Annotated in this window: 10 protein-coding genes and 2 pseudogenes; 10 read left to right on the forward strand and 2 right to left on the reverse strand. The window is 70.5% G+C overall.

What is annotated here, in order from left to right; genetic code table 11:
- The first annotated feature begins 28 nt into the window (after positions 1-28).
- The 3 genes from Q0283_RS00330 (at position 29) to Q0283_RS00340 (ending at position 2,912) form a co-directional block, all read left to right on the forward strand.
- Positions 29-700: an ATP-dependent Clp protease proteolytic subunit gene (locus Q0283_RS00330; protein ID WP_010144762.1), complete on the forward strand. Its 672-nt coding sequence runs from the start codon at positions 29-31 to the stop codon at positions 698-700.
- 187 nt (positions 701-887) lie between these two features.
- A complete protein-coding gene (clpX, locus tag Q0283_RS00335) occupies positions 888-2,189 on the forward strand; it encodes an ATP-dependent Clp protease ATP-binding subunit ClpX (RefSeq protein WP_183525275.1) in 1,302 nt (433 codons plus the stop codon).
- Positions 2,190-2,264: 75 nt separating this feature from the next.
- Positions 2,265-2,912, forward strand: a complete 648-nt coding sequence (locus tag Q0283_RS00340) for a DsbA family protein (protein WP_183528300.1) — start codon at positions 2,265-2,267, stop codon at positions 2,910-2,912.
- Between the two features lie 170 nt (positions 2,913-3,082).
- Here Q0283_RS00340 and valS read toward each other — a convergent pair whose 3' ends face one another.
- Positions 3,083-5,743 carry a valine--tRNA ligase gene (gene valS, locus Q0283_RS00345; RefSeq protein WP_183525277.1) on the reverse strand — a complete coding sequence of 887 codons (2,661 nt, stop codon included), beginning with the start codon at positions 5,741-5,743 and terminating at the stop codon, positions 3,083-3,085.
- A gap of 90 nt (positions 5,744-5,833) precedes the next feature.
- On the opposite strand from valS, the gene Q0283_RS00350 reads away from it, so the two are divergent.
- The 6 genes and pseudogenes from Q0283_RS00350 to Q0283_RS00375 all read left to right on the forward strand — a co-directional run bounded on the left by Q0283_RS00350 (position 5,834) and on the right by Q0283_RS00375 (position 13,845).
- A complete protein-coding gene (locus Q0283_RS00350) occupies positions 5,834-6,631 on the forward strand; it encodes an SDR family oxidoreductase (protein WP_183525280.1) in 798 nt (265 codons plus the stop codon).
- Between the two features lie 366 nt (positions 6,632-6,997).
- Positions 6,998-10,469: pseudogene (gene ileS, locus Q0283_RS00355) on the forward strand (isoleucine--tRNA ligase).
- Positions 10,466-12,130 carry a folylpolyglutamate synthase/dihydrofolate synthase family protein gene (locus tag Q0283_RS00360; RefSeq protein WP_183525286.1) on the forward strand — a complete coding sequence of 555 codons (1,665 nt, stop codon included), beginning with the start codon at positions 10,466-10,468 and terminating at the stop codon, positions 12,128-12,130. The pseudogene ileS and the gene Q0283_RS00360 overlap by 4 nt, the downstream one beginning before the upstream one ends.
- Positions 12,127-12,642 carry a DUF4233 domain-containing protein gene (locus tag Q0283_RS00365; protein WP_183525289.1) on the forward strand — a complete coding sequence of 172 codons (516 nt, stop codon included), beginning with the start codon at positions 12,127-12,129 and terminating at the stop codon, positions 12,640-12,642. Before Q0283_RS00360 ends, Q0283_RS00365 begins: the two co-directional genes overlap by 4 nt.
- A gap of 173 nt (positions 12,643-12,815) precedes the next feature.
- A complete protein-coding gene (gene ndk / locus Q0283_RS00370) occupies positions 12,816-13,238 on the forward strand; it encodes a nucleoside-diphosphate kinase (protein ID WP_183525292.1) in 423 nt (140 codons plus the stop codon).
- Between the two features lie 70 nt (positions 13,239-13,308).
- Complete coding sequence (locus Q0283_RS00375; protein WP_183525295.1) at positions 13,309-13,845, forward strand: GyrI-like domain-containing protein; 537 nt, start codon at positions 13,309-13,311, stop codon at positions 13,843-13,845.
- Between the two features lie 13 nt (positions 13,846-13,858).
- Here Q0283_RS00375 and Q0283_RS00380 read toward each other — a convergent pair whose 3' ends face one another.
- Entirely contained in the window at positions 13,859-14,593 is a 735-nt protein-coding gene (locus tag Q0283_RS00380) for a vitamin K epoxide reductase family protein (RefSeq protein WP_183525298.1), read from the reverse strand.
- Positions 14,594-15,060: 467 nt separating this feature from the next.
- Here Q0283_RS00380 and Q0283_RS00385 point away from each other — a divergent pair.
- Positions 15,061-15,471 (forward strand): annotated as a pseudogene (locus tag Q0283_RS00385) (hypothetical protein); the annotation flags it as partial.

Consider the following 15,471-nt stretch of genomic DNA (forward strand, 5'->3'; position numbering starts at 1 on the left):
CAGACCCTTCGCCCAGGAGAGACCAGAGATGAACCACCAGTTCCCCGTCGGAATGCCCTCCGGTGCCGGCCAGCCGGTCCCGAGCAACCGCTACATCCTGCCCCAGTTCGAGGAGCGCACCCCCTACGGCTTCAAGCGGCAGGACCCCTACGCCAAGCTGTTCGAGGACCGCATCGTGTTCCTCGGCGTCCAGGTGGACGACGCCGCCGCGGACGACATCATGGCCCAGCTGCTCGTGCTGGAGTCCATGGACTCCGAGCGGGACATCACCCTGTACATCAACTCGCCGGGTGGCTCCTTCACCGCGATGACGGCGATCTACGACACGATGCAGTTCATCCGTCCCGAGGTCCAGACCGTGTGCCTGGGCCAGGCCGCCTCGGCCGCCGCGGTGCTGCTGGCCGCCGGCGCCCCCGGCAAGCGGCTGGCGCTGCCCAACGCCCGCGTGCTGATTCACCAGCCGTCCATGGGCGGGGACCGCGGCACCGCCACGGACCTGCAGATCCACGCCGAGGAGCTGCTGCGCATCCGCACCTGGATGGAGGAGACGCTGGCCGCGCATACCGACAAGACCGCCGAGCAGGTGCGCCAGGACATCGACCGGGACAAGTTCCTCTCGGCCGCCGGGGCCAAGGAGTACGGCCTCGTGGACGAGGTGCTGGAGTCCCGCAAGATCACCAAGCCGCAGCTGAGCAGCTGACCGGCGGCAGCGCTCCGGTCCGGTTCCGCTGAGGTTCCCGACGGCGGCCCCCACCCTGCAGCGCCCACGCGGCCAGGGTGGGGGCCGCCGTTGCAATCCACCGGCTTAGCCCGTCCACCCCCTAAGCTGTAATGGCAGTACCTCGGGATCCGGGCAGGATCCCACCCCCTAACGAGGAGAACCCCGTATGGCCCGCATCGGCGAGAGCGCTGACCTGCTCAAGTGCTCATTCTGTGGAAAGAGCCAGAAGCAGGTCAGGAAACTGATCGCAGGCCCCGGTGTCTACATCTGCGATGAGTGCATCGAGCTGTGCAACGAGATCATCGAGGAGGAGCTCTCCGAGGTCGCCGAGACCGCCGAGGTCGAGCTGCCCAAGCCGCGGGAGATCTACGACTTCCTCGAGGAGTACGTGATCGGCCAGACCGAGGCCAAGAGGTCCCTCGCCGTCGCCGTCTACAACCACTACAAGCGCATCCGCACCGGACAGCAGACCAAGGAGAGCTCCCTGCTGGACCGTCACGGTGAGGACTCGGAGCTGGCCGACGTCGAGGTCGGCAAGTCCAACATCCTGCTCGTCGGACCCACCGGCTCCGGCAAGACCTATCTCGCACAGACCCTGGCGCGCAAGCTCAACGTCCCCTTCGCCGTCGCGGACGCGACCTCACTGACCGAGGCCGGATACGTGGGCGAGGACGTGGAGAACATCCTGCTCAAGCTCATCCAGGCCGCGGACTACGACGTCAAGAAGGCCGAGCAGGGCATCATCTACATCGACGAGATCGACAAGATCTCGCGGAAGTCCGAGAACCCCTCCATCACCCGGGACGTCTCCGGTGAGGGCGTGCAGCAGGCCCTGCTGAAGATCCTCGAGGGCACCACGGCCGCCGTCCCCCCGCAGGGTGGCCGCAAGCACCCGCACCAGGAGTTCCTGCAGATCGACACGTCGAACGTGCTGTTCATCGTGGCCGGTGCGTTCGCCGGTCTGGACGACATCATCGCCTCCCGTGCCGGCAGCAAGGGCATCGGCTTCGGCGCCCCGCTGAACACCATCGGCAAGCGGGACGTGTCCTACGCGGACGTCCGCCCCGAGGACCTGCTGAAGTTCGGGCTGATCCCGGAGTTCATCGGTCGCCTGCCCGTCATCACCACGGTGGACAACCTCGACCACGCGCAGCTCATCAGCATCCTCACCGAGCCGAGGAACGCGCTGCTGAAGCAGTACCAGAAGATGTTCCTGATGGACGGCGTGGAACTGCAGTTCGACCAGGACGCCCTGGACGCCGTGGTGGACCAGGCGGAGGACCGGGGGACCGGCGCCCGCGGGCTGCGCTCCATCATGGAGGAGGTCCTCAAGCCCGTCATGTTCGACCTGCCCTCCCGCGAGGACATCGCCACGGTGGTCATCACCGGGGACGTGGTCCGCGAGGGCGCCGAACCGACCCTCATCTCGCAGGAAGTCCAGCGCAAGCGCCGGAATAAGTCCGCCTGAGATACGGTTGCGCCTGGAAGACCCACCCCCACCGATCGCCGTGGTCTGACGGCGAAGAGGAGCACAGTGACTGACCTGAAGACCGATCCGCGCACCGAGGAGCTCGACGAGGGCACCGCCGACGTCCAGACCGTCGACTTCTGGTTCGACTGCACCTGCCCGTACGCGTGGATCACCTCTCGCTGGATGCACGAGGTCGAGGCGGTCCGTCCGATCAGCGTCCGGTGGCGCATCATGTCCCTGTCCGTGCTCAATGAGGGTCGCGACCTGGACCCGGGGTACCTGGAGGCGATGGACAGGGCCTGGCTGCCGGCCCGCGCCGCCACCCAGGTCTGGGACCGCCACGGGGACGAGGTCCTCGGGAAGTTCTACACCGCCGTCGGCACCCGCGTGCACAACGAGGGGAACAAGGACTACGAGGCCGTCATCGCCGCAGCGCTGGCGGAATTGGGTCTGGACGCCGGGATCCTCGACGCCGCGAGGACTGATGTCCTGGACGAGAAGATGCGCGAGTCCCACCAGGAGGGCATCGACCAGGTGGGTGATGAGGTCGGCACCCCGGTGGTCGCCTTCAACGGCACCGCCTTCTTCGGCCCCGTGATGACCCGTATTCCCCGCGGTGAGGAAGCCGGCCGGATGTTCGACGGCGCGGTGGCCCTGGCCGAGTTCCCGTACTTCTACGAGATCAAGCGTTCCCGCACCACCAAGCCGCAATTCGATTGAGCACGTGCGCGATGACCGGTGAGTGGCAGCGTCGCGGTCGTCGCCCGGGCTGAACCGCCGACCTGCGCCGATGGAGCAACCACAGCACGCCTCGGCGCCACCAGCACAGACAGTAGGAGCCCGGACCATCAGGTCCGGGCTCCTACTGTCTGTGGTGTCTAGGCTGGCTGTCAGGCCTCCACGGCCGCGGCCAGCCGGACCTCGGACACCGAGACGTCCGCGTCCTCCGCCGGGGTGCCGGCCGTGAGGGTCAGTTCCTGGACGTTGCCGGCGGCCTTGAGGTCCGCCAGCCCGCCGCGCAGCGAGGTGAGGCGACTCTCCGGGGCGGTCACGACGGCGGAGAGCACCTCGGTGCGCTGCTTCACCTTGGCCTCGGACTTGGCCTTCCGGATGCCGCCGAGCGCCAGGGCGACTGTGGTGAGCACGTCAGCGGTGGCACCGGTGGCGGCCGCCTCGATGCCCGCGATCTCGGCGGGCAGTCCCGGCCAGGGGGCGCGGTGCACGGAGCCGGTGCGCCACCAGCCCCAGACCTCGTCCGTGGCGAAGGGCTGGAACGGGGCGAGCAGGCGCAGCAGCGCGTCCAGGGTGGTGGCCAGGGTGGCGCGCACGGAGGCCTGCTCGGCCTCGCCGTGGCCCCCGTAGGCACGGTCCTTGATCAGCTCCACGTAGTCGTCCGTGAACTGCCAGAAGAAGGACTCGGTCAGGTTCAGCGCCCGCGCGTAGTCGTAGGCCTCGAAGGCACGGGTGGACTGGGCCACCGTGTCGTAGAGGCGGACCATCAGGGAGCGGTCCAGCGCGTTGGTGATGACCTCTGCGGACTCGGCGCGGGAGACCACGTCCCGCTCGGTGGCACCCAGGTTCAGCGCGAACTTGGAGGCGTTCAGCAGCTTGATGGCCAGCCGGCGCCCGATCTTCATCTGGGCGACCTCATAGGCGGTGTCCGCGCCGAGCTTGGCGGAGGCGGCCCAGTAGCGGACGGCGTCCGAGCCGAACTCGTCCAGCACGTCGGTGGGGACCACCACGTTGCCCTTGGACTTCGACATCTTCTTCCGGTCCGGGTCCAGGATCCAGCCGGACAGGGCGGTGTGGTGCCACGGCACGGAGTCGTTGAGGGCATCGGCGCGGACCACGGTCGAGAACAGCCAGGTCCGGATGATGTCGTGGCCCTGGGGGCGCAGGTCGAACGGGAAGACCTTGCCGAAGAACGCCTCGTCCCGTCCCCACTTGCCCACGATCTGCGGGGTCAGCGAGGAGGTCGCCCAGGTGTCGAGCACGTCCGGATCGCCGGTGAACCCTCCGGCCACCCCGCGCTGGGACTCCTCGTAACCGGGCGCCGGCTCGGCCACCGGGTCCACCGGCAGCTGGTCCTCGGACGGCAGGATCGGGTGCTCGTAGTCCGGCTCGCCGTGCTCGTCCAGGGGGTACCAGACCGGGATGGGGACCCCGAAGAAGCGCTGGCGGGAGACCAGCCAGTCACCGTTGAGGCCCTCCACCCAGTTCTCGTACCGGTGCCGCATGTGCTCCGGATGCCAGTTCAGGGACCGGCCGCGTGCCACCAGCTTCTCGCGACGCTCGGCGTCGCGTCCGCCGTTGCGGATGTACCACTGGCGGGAGGAGATGACCTCGAGGGGCTTGTCGCCCTTCTCGTAGAAGTTCACGGCGTGCATGATCTTCTTCGGCTCGCCGTCCATCAGTCCGGCCTCGGTCAGGGCGGCGACGACGGTCTCCTTGGCGGAGAACACGGTCTTGCCGGCCAGGGCGGCGTAGTGCTCGCGGCCGGCCTCGGTGGTGATCCACTCCGGGGTCTCGGCGTGGAACCGGCCGTCACGGCCGACCACGGTGCGGGTGGGCAGTTGCAGCTCGCGCCACCAGGTGACGTCGGTGAGATCGCCGAAGGTGCACACCATGGCGATGCCGGAGCCCTTGTCCGGCTGTGCCAGCGGGTGGGCCTTGACCTCCACGGGCACCTCGAACAGGGGAGAGGTCACGAAGGTGCCGAACAGCGGCTGGTACCGCTCGTCGTCGGGATGGGCCACGAGGGCGGTGCAGGCCGGCAGCAGCTCGGGCCGGGTGGTCTCGATGTAGACCTGCTCCCCGGACGCGGTGGTGAACGGGTACCGATGGTAGGCGCCGGGGACCTCGCGGTCCTCGAGCTCGGCCTGGGCCACGGCGGTGCGGAAGGTCACGTCCCACAGGGTGGGGGCCTCGGCCAGGTAGGCGTCGCCCGTGGCCAGGTTCTGCAGGAAGGCGCGCTGGGAGACGGACCGGGAGGTGTCGTCGATCGTGCGGTAGGTCAGAGACCAGTCCACGGACAGCCCGAGGCGGGTGAACAACCCCTCGAAGACCTTCTCGTCCTCGACCGCGAGCTCCTCGCACAGCTCGATGAAGTTCCTGCGGGAGACGACGTCCCAGTCCCGCTGGTTCTTCGCCGGCTTCTCCGGGGGGCGGTAGCCCTCGATATAGGGCTTCGTCGGGTCGCAGCGCACGCCGTAGTAGTTCTGCACGCGGCGCTCGGTGGGCAGTCCGTTGTCGTCCCAGCCCATCGGGTAGAACACGTTCTTGCCGGTCATGCGCTGGTAGCGGGCCAGCACGTCCGTCTGGGTGTAGGAGAACATGTGGCCCACGTGCAGCGAACCGGAGGCGGTCGGCGGGGGCGTGTCGATCGAGTAGACCTCACCCCGGACGGTGTCCTCGTCGAAGGCGTAGGTGCCCTCGGCGCGCCAGCGGGCCGAGAGCTTGTCCTCCAGGCCCTCCAGGGCGGGCTTGTCCGGAACGGTCACGGCGGGGGTCGGGGAAACGGGCGTGTCTGTGCCCGGGGTCTGTTCAGCCATGTCCTCGATTGTCCCATGTCGTCCGGTCCCGTCCCGCACCCGCCCCGGCGGCGGCACGTCGTGCGCGGAGAGGAGACCTACAGTGGTGCCATGACCGAGACCCAGAGCACACCAGAGTCAGAGCACGCGGGGCGCCACGCCGCCGTCGTGACCGGGGCCTCCTCCGGGATCGGCCGCGCCACCGCCCTGCGGCTGGCCGCCGAGGGGTGGACGGTGTTCGCCGTCGCCCGCCGCGCCGCCCGCTTGCAGGCACTCGCCGAGGAGGCCGCCGGCTCGCCGGGACGGATCGTGGCGCTGCCGGCGGACGTGACGTCCGCACGGGAGATGTACTGGGTGCGCGACCAGGTCGCGGAGAACGGCGGGGTGGACACGGTGCTGTGCATCGCCGGCGGTGCGCTGGGCACGGACCGCGTGTCCGAGGGCGGACTGGACGACTGGGACTGGATGTTCCGGGTCAACGTCCAGGGCACGCTGAACACCGTGCAGGCCCTCCTGCCGATGCTCCGGGAGACCGGGCGGGGCACCGTGCTGGTGCTGACCTCGACGGCGGCGCTGGCCAGCTACGAGGGTGGCGGCGGGTACAACGCGGCCAAGATGGCCGAACACGGTCTCGTCGGGGCGCTGCGCCTGGAGGAGGCCGAGCACAACGTGCGCGTGGTGGAGGTGCTGCCCGGGATGGTGCACACCGAGGAGTTCACCCGGAACCGGCTGCGCGGCGACCAGGCGGCCGCGGACAGCGTCTACGCGGGTGTGGAGAAGCCCCTGACCGCCGAGGACGTGGCGGACGTCTGCGCGTATGCCGTGTCCGTGCCGCACCACGTCAACCTGGACCAGGTCGTGATGCGGCCGGTCGCCCAGGCCGCCCAGTTCAAGGTGATCCGGACGTGAGGACCCGGTGACCCACGCGCGCACGACCGTGGCGTAGAATCGGCGGCAAAGCACTGACCCGGCCATCACCGGTGAGCTTCCGGAAGAACAGGCGCGTGCTGCCGCCGGCGGACCCGGGTCCGCCAGGCGCCAGGACGGCCCCAGTAGAACCGGACGGGTAAGCCCGTCACAGCAGTCACGAGCGGTCGCCCGGGCCCTCGGAGGCCCACGGCCGGCGCCCGCCGGACCCGGGCCCACCGGAACGGGGCGGCAAGCAGGGTGGTACCGCGCCGCCGTCGTCCCCGGGGAACACCCCGGGAGGCGGCCAGGCGTCCTTGCAGACACGCAGCAGAACGCAGCCCACGTCGAGACAAGGACGGCCACACCGTGTACCCCCTCGCCAGTTCCGACCCGCACGCGGAGTCCCAGAACACCACCCCGGCCTCACCGCGCTTCCCCGAGATCGAGCGGCGCATCCTGCAGTACTGGGAGGAGGACGGGACCTTCCAGGCCTCCATCGAGCACCGTCCCGCCCACCGCGAGGACGGCACGCCGAACGAGTTCGTCTTCTATGACGGCCCGCCCTTCGCCAACGGCCTGCCGCACTACGGGCACCTGCTGACCGGTTACGTCAAGGACCTCGTGGCCCGCTACCAGACCCAGCAGGGCCGCCGCGTGGAGCGCCGCTTCGGCTGGGACACCCACGGGCTGCCCGCCGAGCTGGAGGCGATGAAGCAGCTGGGGATGACGGACAAGGCCCAGATCGAGGGCATGGGCATCGACGCGTTCAACGACGCCTGCCGAGCCTCGGTGCTGAAGTACACCGAGGAGTGGAAGGACTACGTCAACCGGCAGGCCCGCTGGGTGGACTTCGAGAACGACTACAAGACCCTGAACCCCGAGTTCATGGAGTCCGTGCTCTGGGCCTTCAAGACCCTGCACGACAAGGGCCTGACGTACCGCGGCTTCCGCGTGCTGCCCTACTGCTGGAAGGACGAGACCCCGCTGTCCAACCACGAGCTGCGCATGGACGAGGACGTCTACAAGTCCCGCCAGGATCCCTCCGTCACGGTGGCCTTCCCGATCACCGGCCTGCCCGCGGACGCGGAGCTGGTGCCCGCCGGCGGGGCCGACGCCGGCCTGGCCGCAGAGCTCACCGGCGTGCGCGTGCTGGCCTGGACCACCACGCCGTGGACGCTGCCGACCAACGAGGCGCTCGTGGTCGGGCCCGAGATCACCTACGCGGTGGTCCCGGCCGGTCCGGACGCCGCGGAGGACGTGGCCGGTCACCGGTACCTGCTGGCCCAGGACCTGCTCGGTGCGCACGCCCGGGAGCTGGGCTACGCCGACGCCGGCGCGATCACCGAGGCGGTGACGGCCACCTACCCCGGCACCCGGCTGGGCGGACTGCTGTACGAGCCGCTGTTCACCTACTTCGCGGACGCCGAGGCCTACGGCACCGGGCGGGCGTGGCGGCTGCTCGTGGACGACTACGTCTCCACGGACGACGGCACCGGCGTGGTCCACCAGGCCCCCGCCTACGGTGAGGACGACCAGCGGGTCTGTGAGGCCAACGGCATCCCGGTCATCCTCTCGGTGGACGAGGGCGCCCGGTTCCTGCCGCTGTTCGGGGACGAGGCCCGCGGCGACGGCGTGCTCAAGGACATCGCCGGCGTCCAGGTGTTCGAGGCGAACCGGACCATCATCCGGGCGCTGCGCGCGGCCGGGAAGCTGGTCAGGGAGGCCTCCTACGAGCACTCCTACCCGCACTGCTGGCGTTGCCGCACCCCGCTGATCTACCGCGCCATCACCTCTTGGTACGTCTCCGTCACCTCGTTCAAGGACCGGATGGTCGAGCTCAACGAGCAGATCACCTGGATCCCGGAGAACGTCAAGCACGGCCAGTTCGGCAAGTGGCTGGAGAACGCCCGGGACTGGTCCATCTCCCGCAACCGGTACTGGGGCTCGCCGATCCCGGTGTGGGAGTCCGACCACCCGGACCACCCGCGCCAGGAGGTCTACGGCTCGCTGGCCGAGCTCGAGGAGGCCTTCGGCCGGCTGCCGCGCAACGCCGCCGGCGAGGTGGACCTGCACCGGCCCTGGATCGACGACCTGACCCGCCCGCACCCCGACCCGGAGGCCGCCGCCGCCGGGGCGACGATGCGCCGCGTCGAGGACGTCCTGGACGTCTGGTTCGACTCCGGCTCGATGCCGTACGCCCAGGTGCACTACCCGTTCGAGAACCGCGAGTGGTTCGACGGCGGCCACAACCCGGCCGACTTCATCGTGGAGTACATCGGCCAGACCCGCGGCTGGTTCTACACCATGCACGTGCTGGCCACCGCCCTGTTCGACCGGCCCGCGTTCTCCAACGTCATCAGCCACGGGATCGTGCTCGGCTCGGACGGGCAGAAGATGTCCAAGTCCCTGAAGAACTACCCGGACGTCTCCGAGGTCCTGGACCGCGACGGCTCCGACGCGATGCGCTGGTTCCTCATGGCCTCCCCGATCCTGCGCGGCGGCAACCTGGTCGTCACGGAGGAGGGCATCCGCGAGGGCACCCGCCAGGTGCTGCTGCCGGCCTGGAACGTGTGGCACTTCTTCAGCCTCTACGCCAACTCCGCCCGCGGCCTGTCCGCAGAGGGCGGCAAACGGCCGGAGGGCTACCGCGCCCAGGCCCGGTACGAGTCCACCGACCCGCTGGACCAGTACATCCTGGCCGCCACGGCGCGCATGCTCACCGAGGTCAAGTCCGGACTGGACGCCTACGAGGTCTCGGACGCCACGGAGGCGCTGCGCGTCTACATGGACACCATGACCAACTGGTACGTGCGCCGGTCCCGCCAGCGGTTCTTCGACGAGGACACCCAGGCCCTGGACGTCCTGTACACCTGCCTCGAGGCCTTCTGCCGGGCCGCGGCCCCGCTGATGCCGCTGGTCTCGGAGGAGATCTGGCGCGGGCTGACCGGTGGCCGTTCGGTGCACCTGACCGACTACCCGGACCCGGCACCGTTCCTGTCCGGCTTCGCGTCGGCGGAGGAGGCCGGGCGGCTGGTGGAGCGGATGGAGACGGTGCGCCGCATCGCCTCGGCCGGTTCCTCCCTGCGCAAGGGGGCCAAGCGGCGGGTGCGACTGCCGCTGCAGTCGCTGACCGTAGTGGTGCCCGGCGCCGCCGGACTGGCGGGCCCCTACGCCGACATCATCCGGGACGAGCTGAACCTGAAGTCCGTGGACCTGCAGGACGCGGGCGAGGTCTCCGCCGCGGACTACGGCATCAGCCAGTCCCTGGCGGTCAACGCCCGGGCCGCCGGACCGCGGCTGGGCAAGCAGGTCCAGGCCGTCATCAAGGCCGCGAAGTCCGGTGACTGGCGGCTCGAGGAGGACGGCACGGTGGTGGCCGGCGGTATCGAGCTGGCCGAGGGGGAGTACTCCCTGCAGACCACCGTGGGGGCACCGGCCGGTGCGGACGGTGCCCCCGACGGCGGGGGCGCGGCCGATGATCGCGCCGTCGCCCGGCGGCTTCCTGGTCCTGGACACCTCCGTGTCCGCGGAGCTGGCGGCCGAGGGCACGGCGCGGGACGTGGTCCGTGCCGTGCAGTCGGCCCGCAAGGACGCCGGACTGGAGGTCTCGGACCGGGTGCGGACCGTGATCACCGGACCGGCCGCCGTCGTGCAGGCCGTGGACGCGCACCGGGACCTGGTCTCGGGCGAGACCCTGACCGTGGAGCTGGTGCTGGAGGACTCCGGTGCCGCGGACCCGCGCCGGGACCCGGCCGAGGACGCCACCAGGACCGTCCAGGTGGCGGTCGCCCCGGTCGCCGCCGTCGCCGGGGCCGTGACCGCGGGGGGTGACGCGTGAGCGCCGCGGCTGCCGGCGGGGGACCCCGGACGGTGGAGGCCGTCTACCGGGACCTGCTCGCCCGGGCCCCGGAGAACAAGATGGAACCGCGCATGGCGCCGCTCTGGCGGGCCATGGAACTGCTCGGCGAGCCCCAGAAGGCCGCCCCGGTCATCCACCTGACCGGGACCAACGGCAAGACCTCCACGGCGCGGATCATCGAGTCCGTGCTGCGGGCGTACGGGCTGCGGACCGGACGGTACACCTCACCGCACCTGACCTCCGTGACCGAGCGGATCAGCATCGACGGCGCCCCGGTGCCGAACGAGACGTTCGTGCGGATCTGGAACGAGATCCTGCCGGTGGTCCGGGTCGTGGACGCCGAGCTGGAGGCGGCCGGGGAGAACCGGCTGACCTACTTCGAGTGCGTGACCATCCTGGGCTTCGCCGTGTTCGCGGACGAGCCGGTGGACGTGGTGGTGCTCGAGGTGGGCCTGGGCGGCATCACCGATGCCACCAACGTGGCCGACGGAGTGGTCTCCGTGGTGACGCCGATCTCCGCGGACCACACCGACCTGCTGGGGGACACCGACGCCGAGATCGCCCGGGAGAAGGCCGGGATCATCAAGCCCGGCGGATTCCTCGTCTCGGCCGCCCAGGACCCGGAGGCGGCACAGGTGTTGCTGGACGCGGCGCGTGCCGTGGACGCCCCGTTCCGCTTCGAGGGGGTGGACTTCGGCGTGGAGTCCCGCTCGGTGGCGGTCGGCGGCCAGCAGGTCACCGTGCAGGGCATCGCCGGGCGCTACCCGGATCTGACCCTGCCGCTGCACGGAGAGCACCAGGCCGAGAACCTGGCGGTGGCCGTGGCGGCGCTGGAGGCGTTCTTCGGCGGCGAGAGGGAACTGGAATCCGGGCTGCTGCAGGAAGGCGTGGGCGCCGTGTCCACACCGGGCCGGATGGAGGTGGTGCGCACCGCGCCGACCCTCGTGGTCGATGCCGCTCACAACCCCGCCGGGATCGCCGCCACCGCCAAGGCCCTGCAGGAGGCCTTCGGCTTCGAGAAGCTGGTGCTGGTGGTGGGCATCCTGCGGGAGAAGGACGCGCTGGAGATGCTGACCGTGCTCTACCGGCAGTTCGGGGACCTGGTCGAGGACCTCTGCCTGACCCAGTCGGACTCGCCGCGGGCGATCCCGGCGGGCGAACTGGCCCAGACCGCGCTGGACGCGGGCTGGCCCGAGGACGACATCCACGCCACTGAGTCCATCCCGGACGCCCTGGAGTGGGCCGTGGGCCGGGCGGAGGCCACCGAGGGCGCCGGCGCCGGAACCGGTGGCGGCGTGCTCGTGACCGGGTCCATCACCCTGGTGGCCGAGGTGCGCGAGCTGCTCGGCGCCCCGGCGGCCGAGGCGGCGATGCCCGGGGCCCCCGGCGTGGTCCCGGTGGCACCCGGGGTCGAGGTGTTCGCGGACATGGGGCTGGAACTCGGTGACGGCCTGGACGAGGACGAGGACGACGAGGACATCTTCGCCGACGACACCTATGGCCTCGCCGAGGCGGAGGCGGGTGACGGATCCGCCCGCGCCGGGGGCCCGGAGCGGGCCGCGGGGCAGGATGACGACACCTTCGGCGTCGAGGACGCCGGGCACGATGACGGCTCGAGGGATCGGGGGAGGACGACGTGAGCGACCAGCAGTCCGGACAGGCCGGCCCGCCCGCTGACGGCGCCTCGGAGCAACCCGGCCGCGAGTCCTGGCGGCCCGCCCGCGAGACGAGGGCCCAACGTGAGTGGAAGCCCGGCCAGGTGAAGAAGGCCCGCTCCATCCGTGCCACGTTCACCTCGAGCGTGCTCGTCCTGGAGGCGCTGGTCCTGGTGCTCTTCGGACTGGCCCTGTTCGGCGTCCACCGGGGGGAGCCCCAGGCCGGCTGGATCCTGGGGGTCTCCCTGGTCCTCGCCGTCGTCGCGATCTTCACCTGTGCCCTGGTCCGCAAGCCGGTGGGCATCTGGATCGGCTGGGGCCTGCAGGTGGTCCTGCTGCTCGGGGTCTTCCTGGAGTACACGATGGTGATCATCGGGGTCGGCTTCGGCCTCGCGTGGTGGTACGCCGTCACCAAGGGCGGCCAGATCGACCGCGAGAACCGCCGCCGGGCCGAGGCGGAGGCACGCTGGCGCGCCGAGCACCCGGACGCCGAGTGAACCCCGCGGTCCGTGGCGGGCACCGGAACGCGGTGTCCGCCACGGCCGCCGGTCCGTGGCGGATGGATGCGCCAGGCCCTCTCGAGGGACCGTTAGGGTTGACCTGACGGCCAGCGGGCATCCTCCGACTGGCCCCCGCCCATGTCCATGACCGAATCCACCCAGGAGCGATTGTGACCACTCACCCCGAACAGACCCTCGTCCTCATCAAGCCGGACGGCGTCGCCCGCAACCTCACCGGACAGATCCTGGCCCGCATCGAGGCCAAGGGCTACGTCATCGCCGACCTGAAGATGCAGGTCCCGACCCGCGAGATGCTGGTCAGGCACTACGAGGAGCACGAGGGCAAGCCGTTCTTCGAGCCGCTGGTCGAGTTCATGGGGTCCGGCCCGGTCGTGGCCGTGCGCGTCCAGGGCCACCGGGTCATCGAGGGCTTCCGCTCCCTGGCCGGGGCCACCGAGCCGACCGCTGCCGCGCCGGGGACCATCCGCGGTGACCTCGGCCGCGACTGGGGCGAGTCCGTCCAGAAGAACCTGGTCCACGGTTCGGACTCCACGCTCTCCGCCGAGCGCGAGCTGGGGATCTGGTTCGCCTGACCGCGCGCCGGCGGGGCACGGCGCAGGAGGGGAGTGGCCGCACGGCCACCCTGGTCCCTAGGATCGCTCCATGAGCACCCAGCCCGATGCCCCGTACTTCCTGGGCGGTCCGTACCGTGAACTCACGGTCCTCGACGCCCCGGAGGTCCCCACCGTGGTCACCGTGGCCAGGGACTATCCGATGGACCGGATGGCGGAGATCTTCGACTCCACGTTCAGCGCACTGTTCCCCGCGCTCGGCGAGCAGGGGATCCAACCGGTGGGTCCGGCCTTCGCCCTGCACACCCGGATGCCCACGGACACGGTGGACTTCGAGGTCGGTGTCCCCGTGGACCGCCCGCTGCCGGGGGCGAGGACCGCGGGGCCCGGCCCGACCCTGTCACCCTCGCGGCTGCCGGGGGGCCGGATCGCCGTCATCTCCCACCTCGGCCCCTACGACGGGCTCGGGGAGGCGTGGTCGCGCTTCATGCAGGCCGTGGCGGACTCCGGCCACCAGCCCGCCCTGCCCTTCTGGGAGGTCTACGTGACCGAGCCCAGCCCGGACGCCGACCCCTCGACGATGCGCACGGACCTGGTCACCCTGCTGGCTGTCCGGGAGGGCGCGTGAGCGCCTCTCCCGCCTAGAAGAAGGCGTTGGAGAACCGGAGCATGATCGAGGCCAGCACGCCCACGTAGAGCAGGGCGATGATCGGCCAGGACCACTCGGCGGCGAACGTCCGCACCCCGGCCGGTGCCGGGATCACGCCGTGTTGCAGGTTGCGCGAGGTGAGCAGCACGAACATCGGGATCATCATGGCCCAGACCACCATGCAGTACAGGCACAGGATGTTGATCTCGTAGACGGCCTGGCTCCACAGCCACACGCAGAACGCGAAGCCGAGCAGCACGCCGACGTTCATCCCGATCCAGTACCAGCGACGGAACCGGGCCCCGGCGAACAGGGCCATGGCGATGGTGATGATGATCGAGAACGCCACGAGGCCGATGAACTGGTTGGGGAAGCCGAACAGCTGGGACTGCCAGGTCTTCATGACCTCGCCGCAGGAGACCCACGGGTTGATGTCGCAGCTGGTGATGTGACTGGGATCGTTCCACAGCATCACCCGCTCGGCCACCAGCGCGACCGTGCCGTACATCCCGATCAGCCCGGTGACCAGCAGCATCCAGGCGGTCCCCAGCGGGCGTGCGTACCAACTCGGCCGGCGCTCGTCGACGGTCCCTGTGTCGGCGCCCCCGGTGGGCGCACCGTCGTCCCCGATCCCGGGGCCGGGTTCCAGGCTCACGTCGTGGCGGTGGCCGTGATCGGGATCGTGGTCGGAACCGGGAGGGGAGGTCTGTGGCGCGTGGGAGTTCACCCGACCATGGTATGACCCCTCGGTACGGCGTCGGGATCCGGTGCCCGGATTCCGCACCGTGATCCCGCTGATCTGGCCCGCCGTGTGAGAGAATGATCGGTGACCCACCGGTGGCCACACCATCGGCAGGGTCCATCGGACGGCCACCGGGCCGGCGGCACAGGACTGGGGCAGTGTGGAAAGACTGTCCGGCTGGAGGGACGCGGACCGCGCGTCCCCGGCCATACGAGAGCCGCTTCCGGCACGTGTCACTGCGCGTGAGACCGGGCAGGCGTCCGATGGTTCCGGCCTTGCGCGTCCGCATCCAGCGGAGACCAGGGACCCGGTTCACCTCAGACTTTCTGGAGTCCGTCGACGGCGGCACCCCGAGCACCGCACCGGCGGATCGGGGGCAACGCCACCGGGAACGGACCTGGCCGCCCTGTGGGCGCGAGTGTGGCGTGCCGGCAGGGCAGGAGGTGCTGTCCATGGCAGCCAACGATCGAGACCACGCAGAATCCACCGAAGCCCTCGAACCCGGTGGGACCACCGAGAACATCGAGAACCCCGAGAACACCGTGACCCCCGACGTCACCCCGCAGGCCGGCGCCGCAGGGACGTCGACGGACGCCCAGCCGACGCAGGACGCCGCAGGCGCCGCCGGCACCCTGGAGACCCCCGCGGCGGATGCCGCCGAGCAGGAGACGCCCGTCACGGTCGCACCCGTCGACCTGGAGGCCCCGGCCGATTCCGCTCCTGCAGTTGAGGCGGAGACGACGGCCGGGACCGACGCGCCGGACCCCCGGGCGGCGATTGAGCAGGCTGCCCCGGAAGCTTCGGAAGCTTCGGAAGCTTCGGAAGCTTCGGAAGCTTCGGAAGCCCCGGAAGCCCCGGCCTCC

The organism is uncultured Citricoccus sp. (assembly GCF_937871995.1).
In the GTDB taxonomy this organism is placed as follows: Bacteria; Actinomycetota; Actinomycetes; order Actinomycetales; family Micrococcaceae; genus Citricoccus.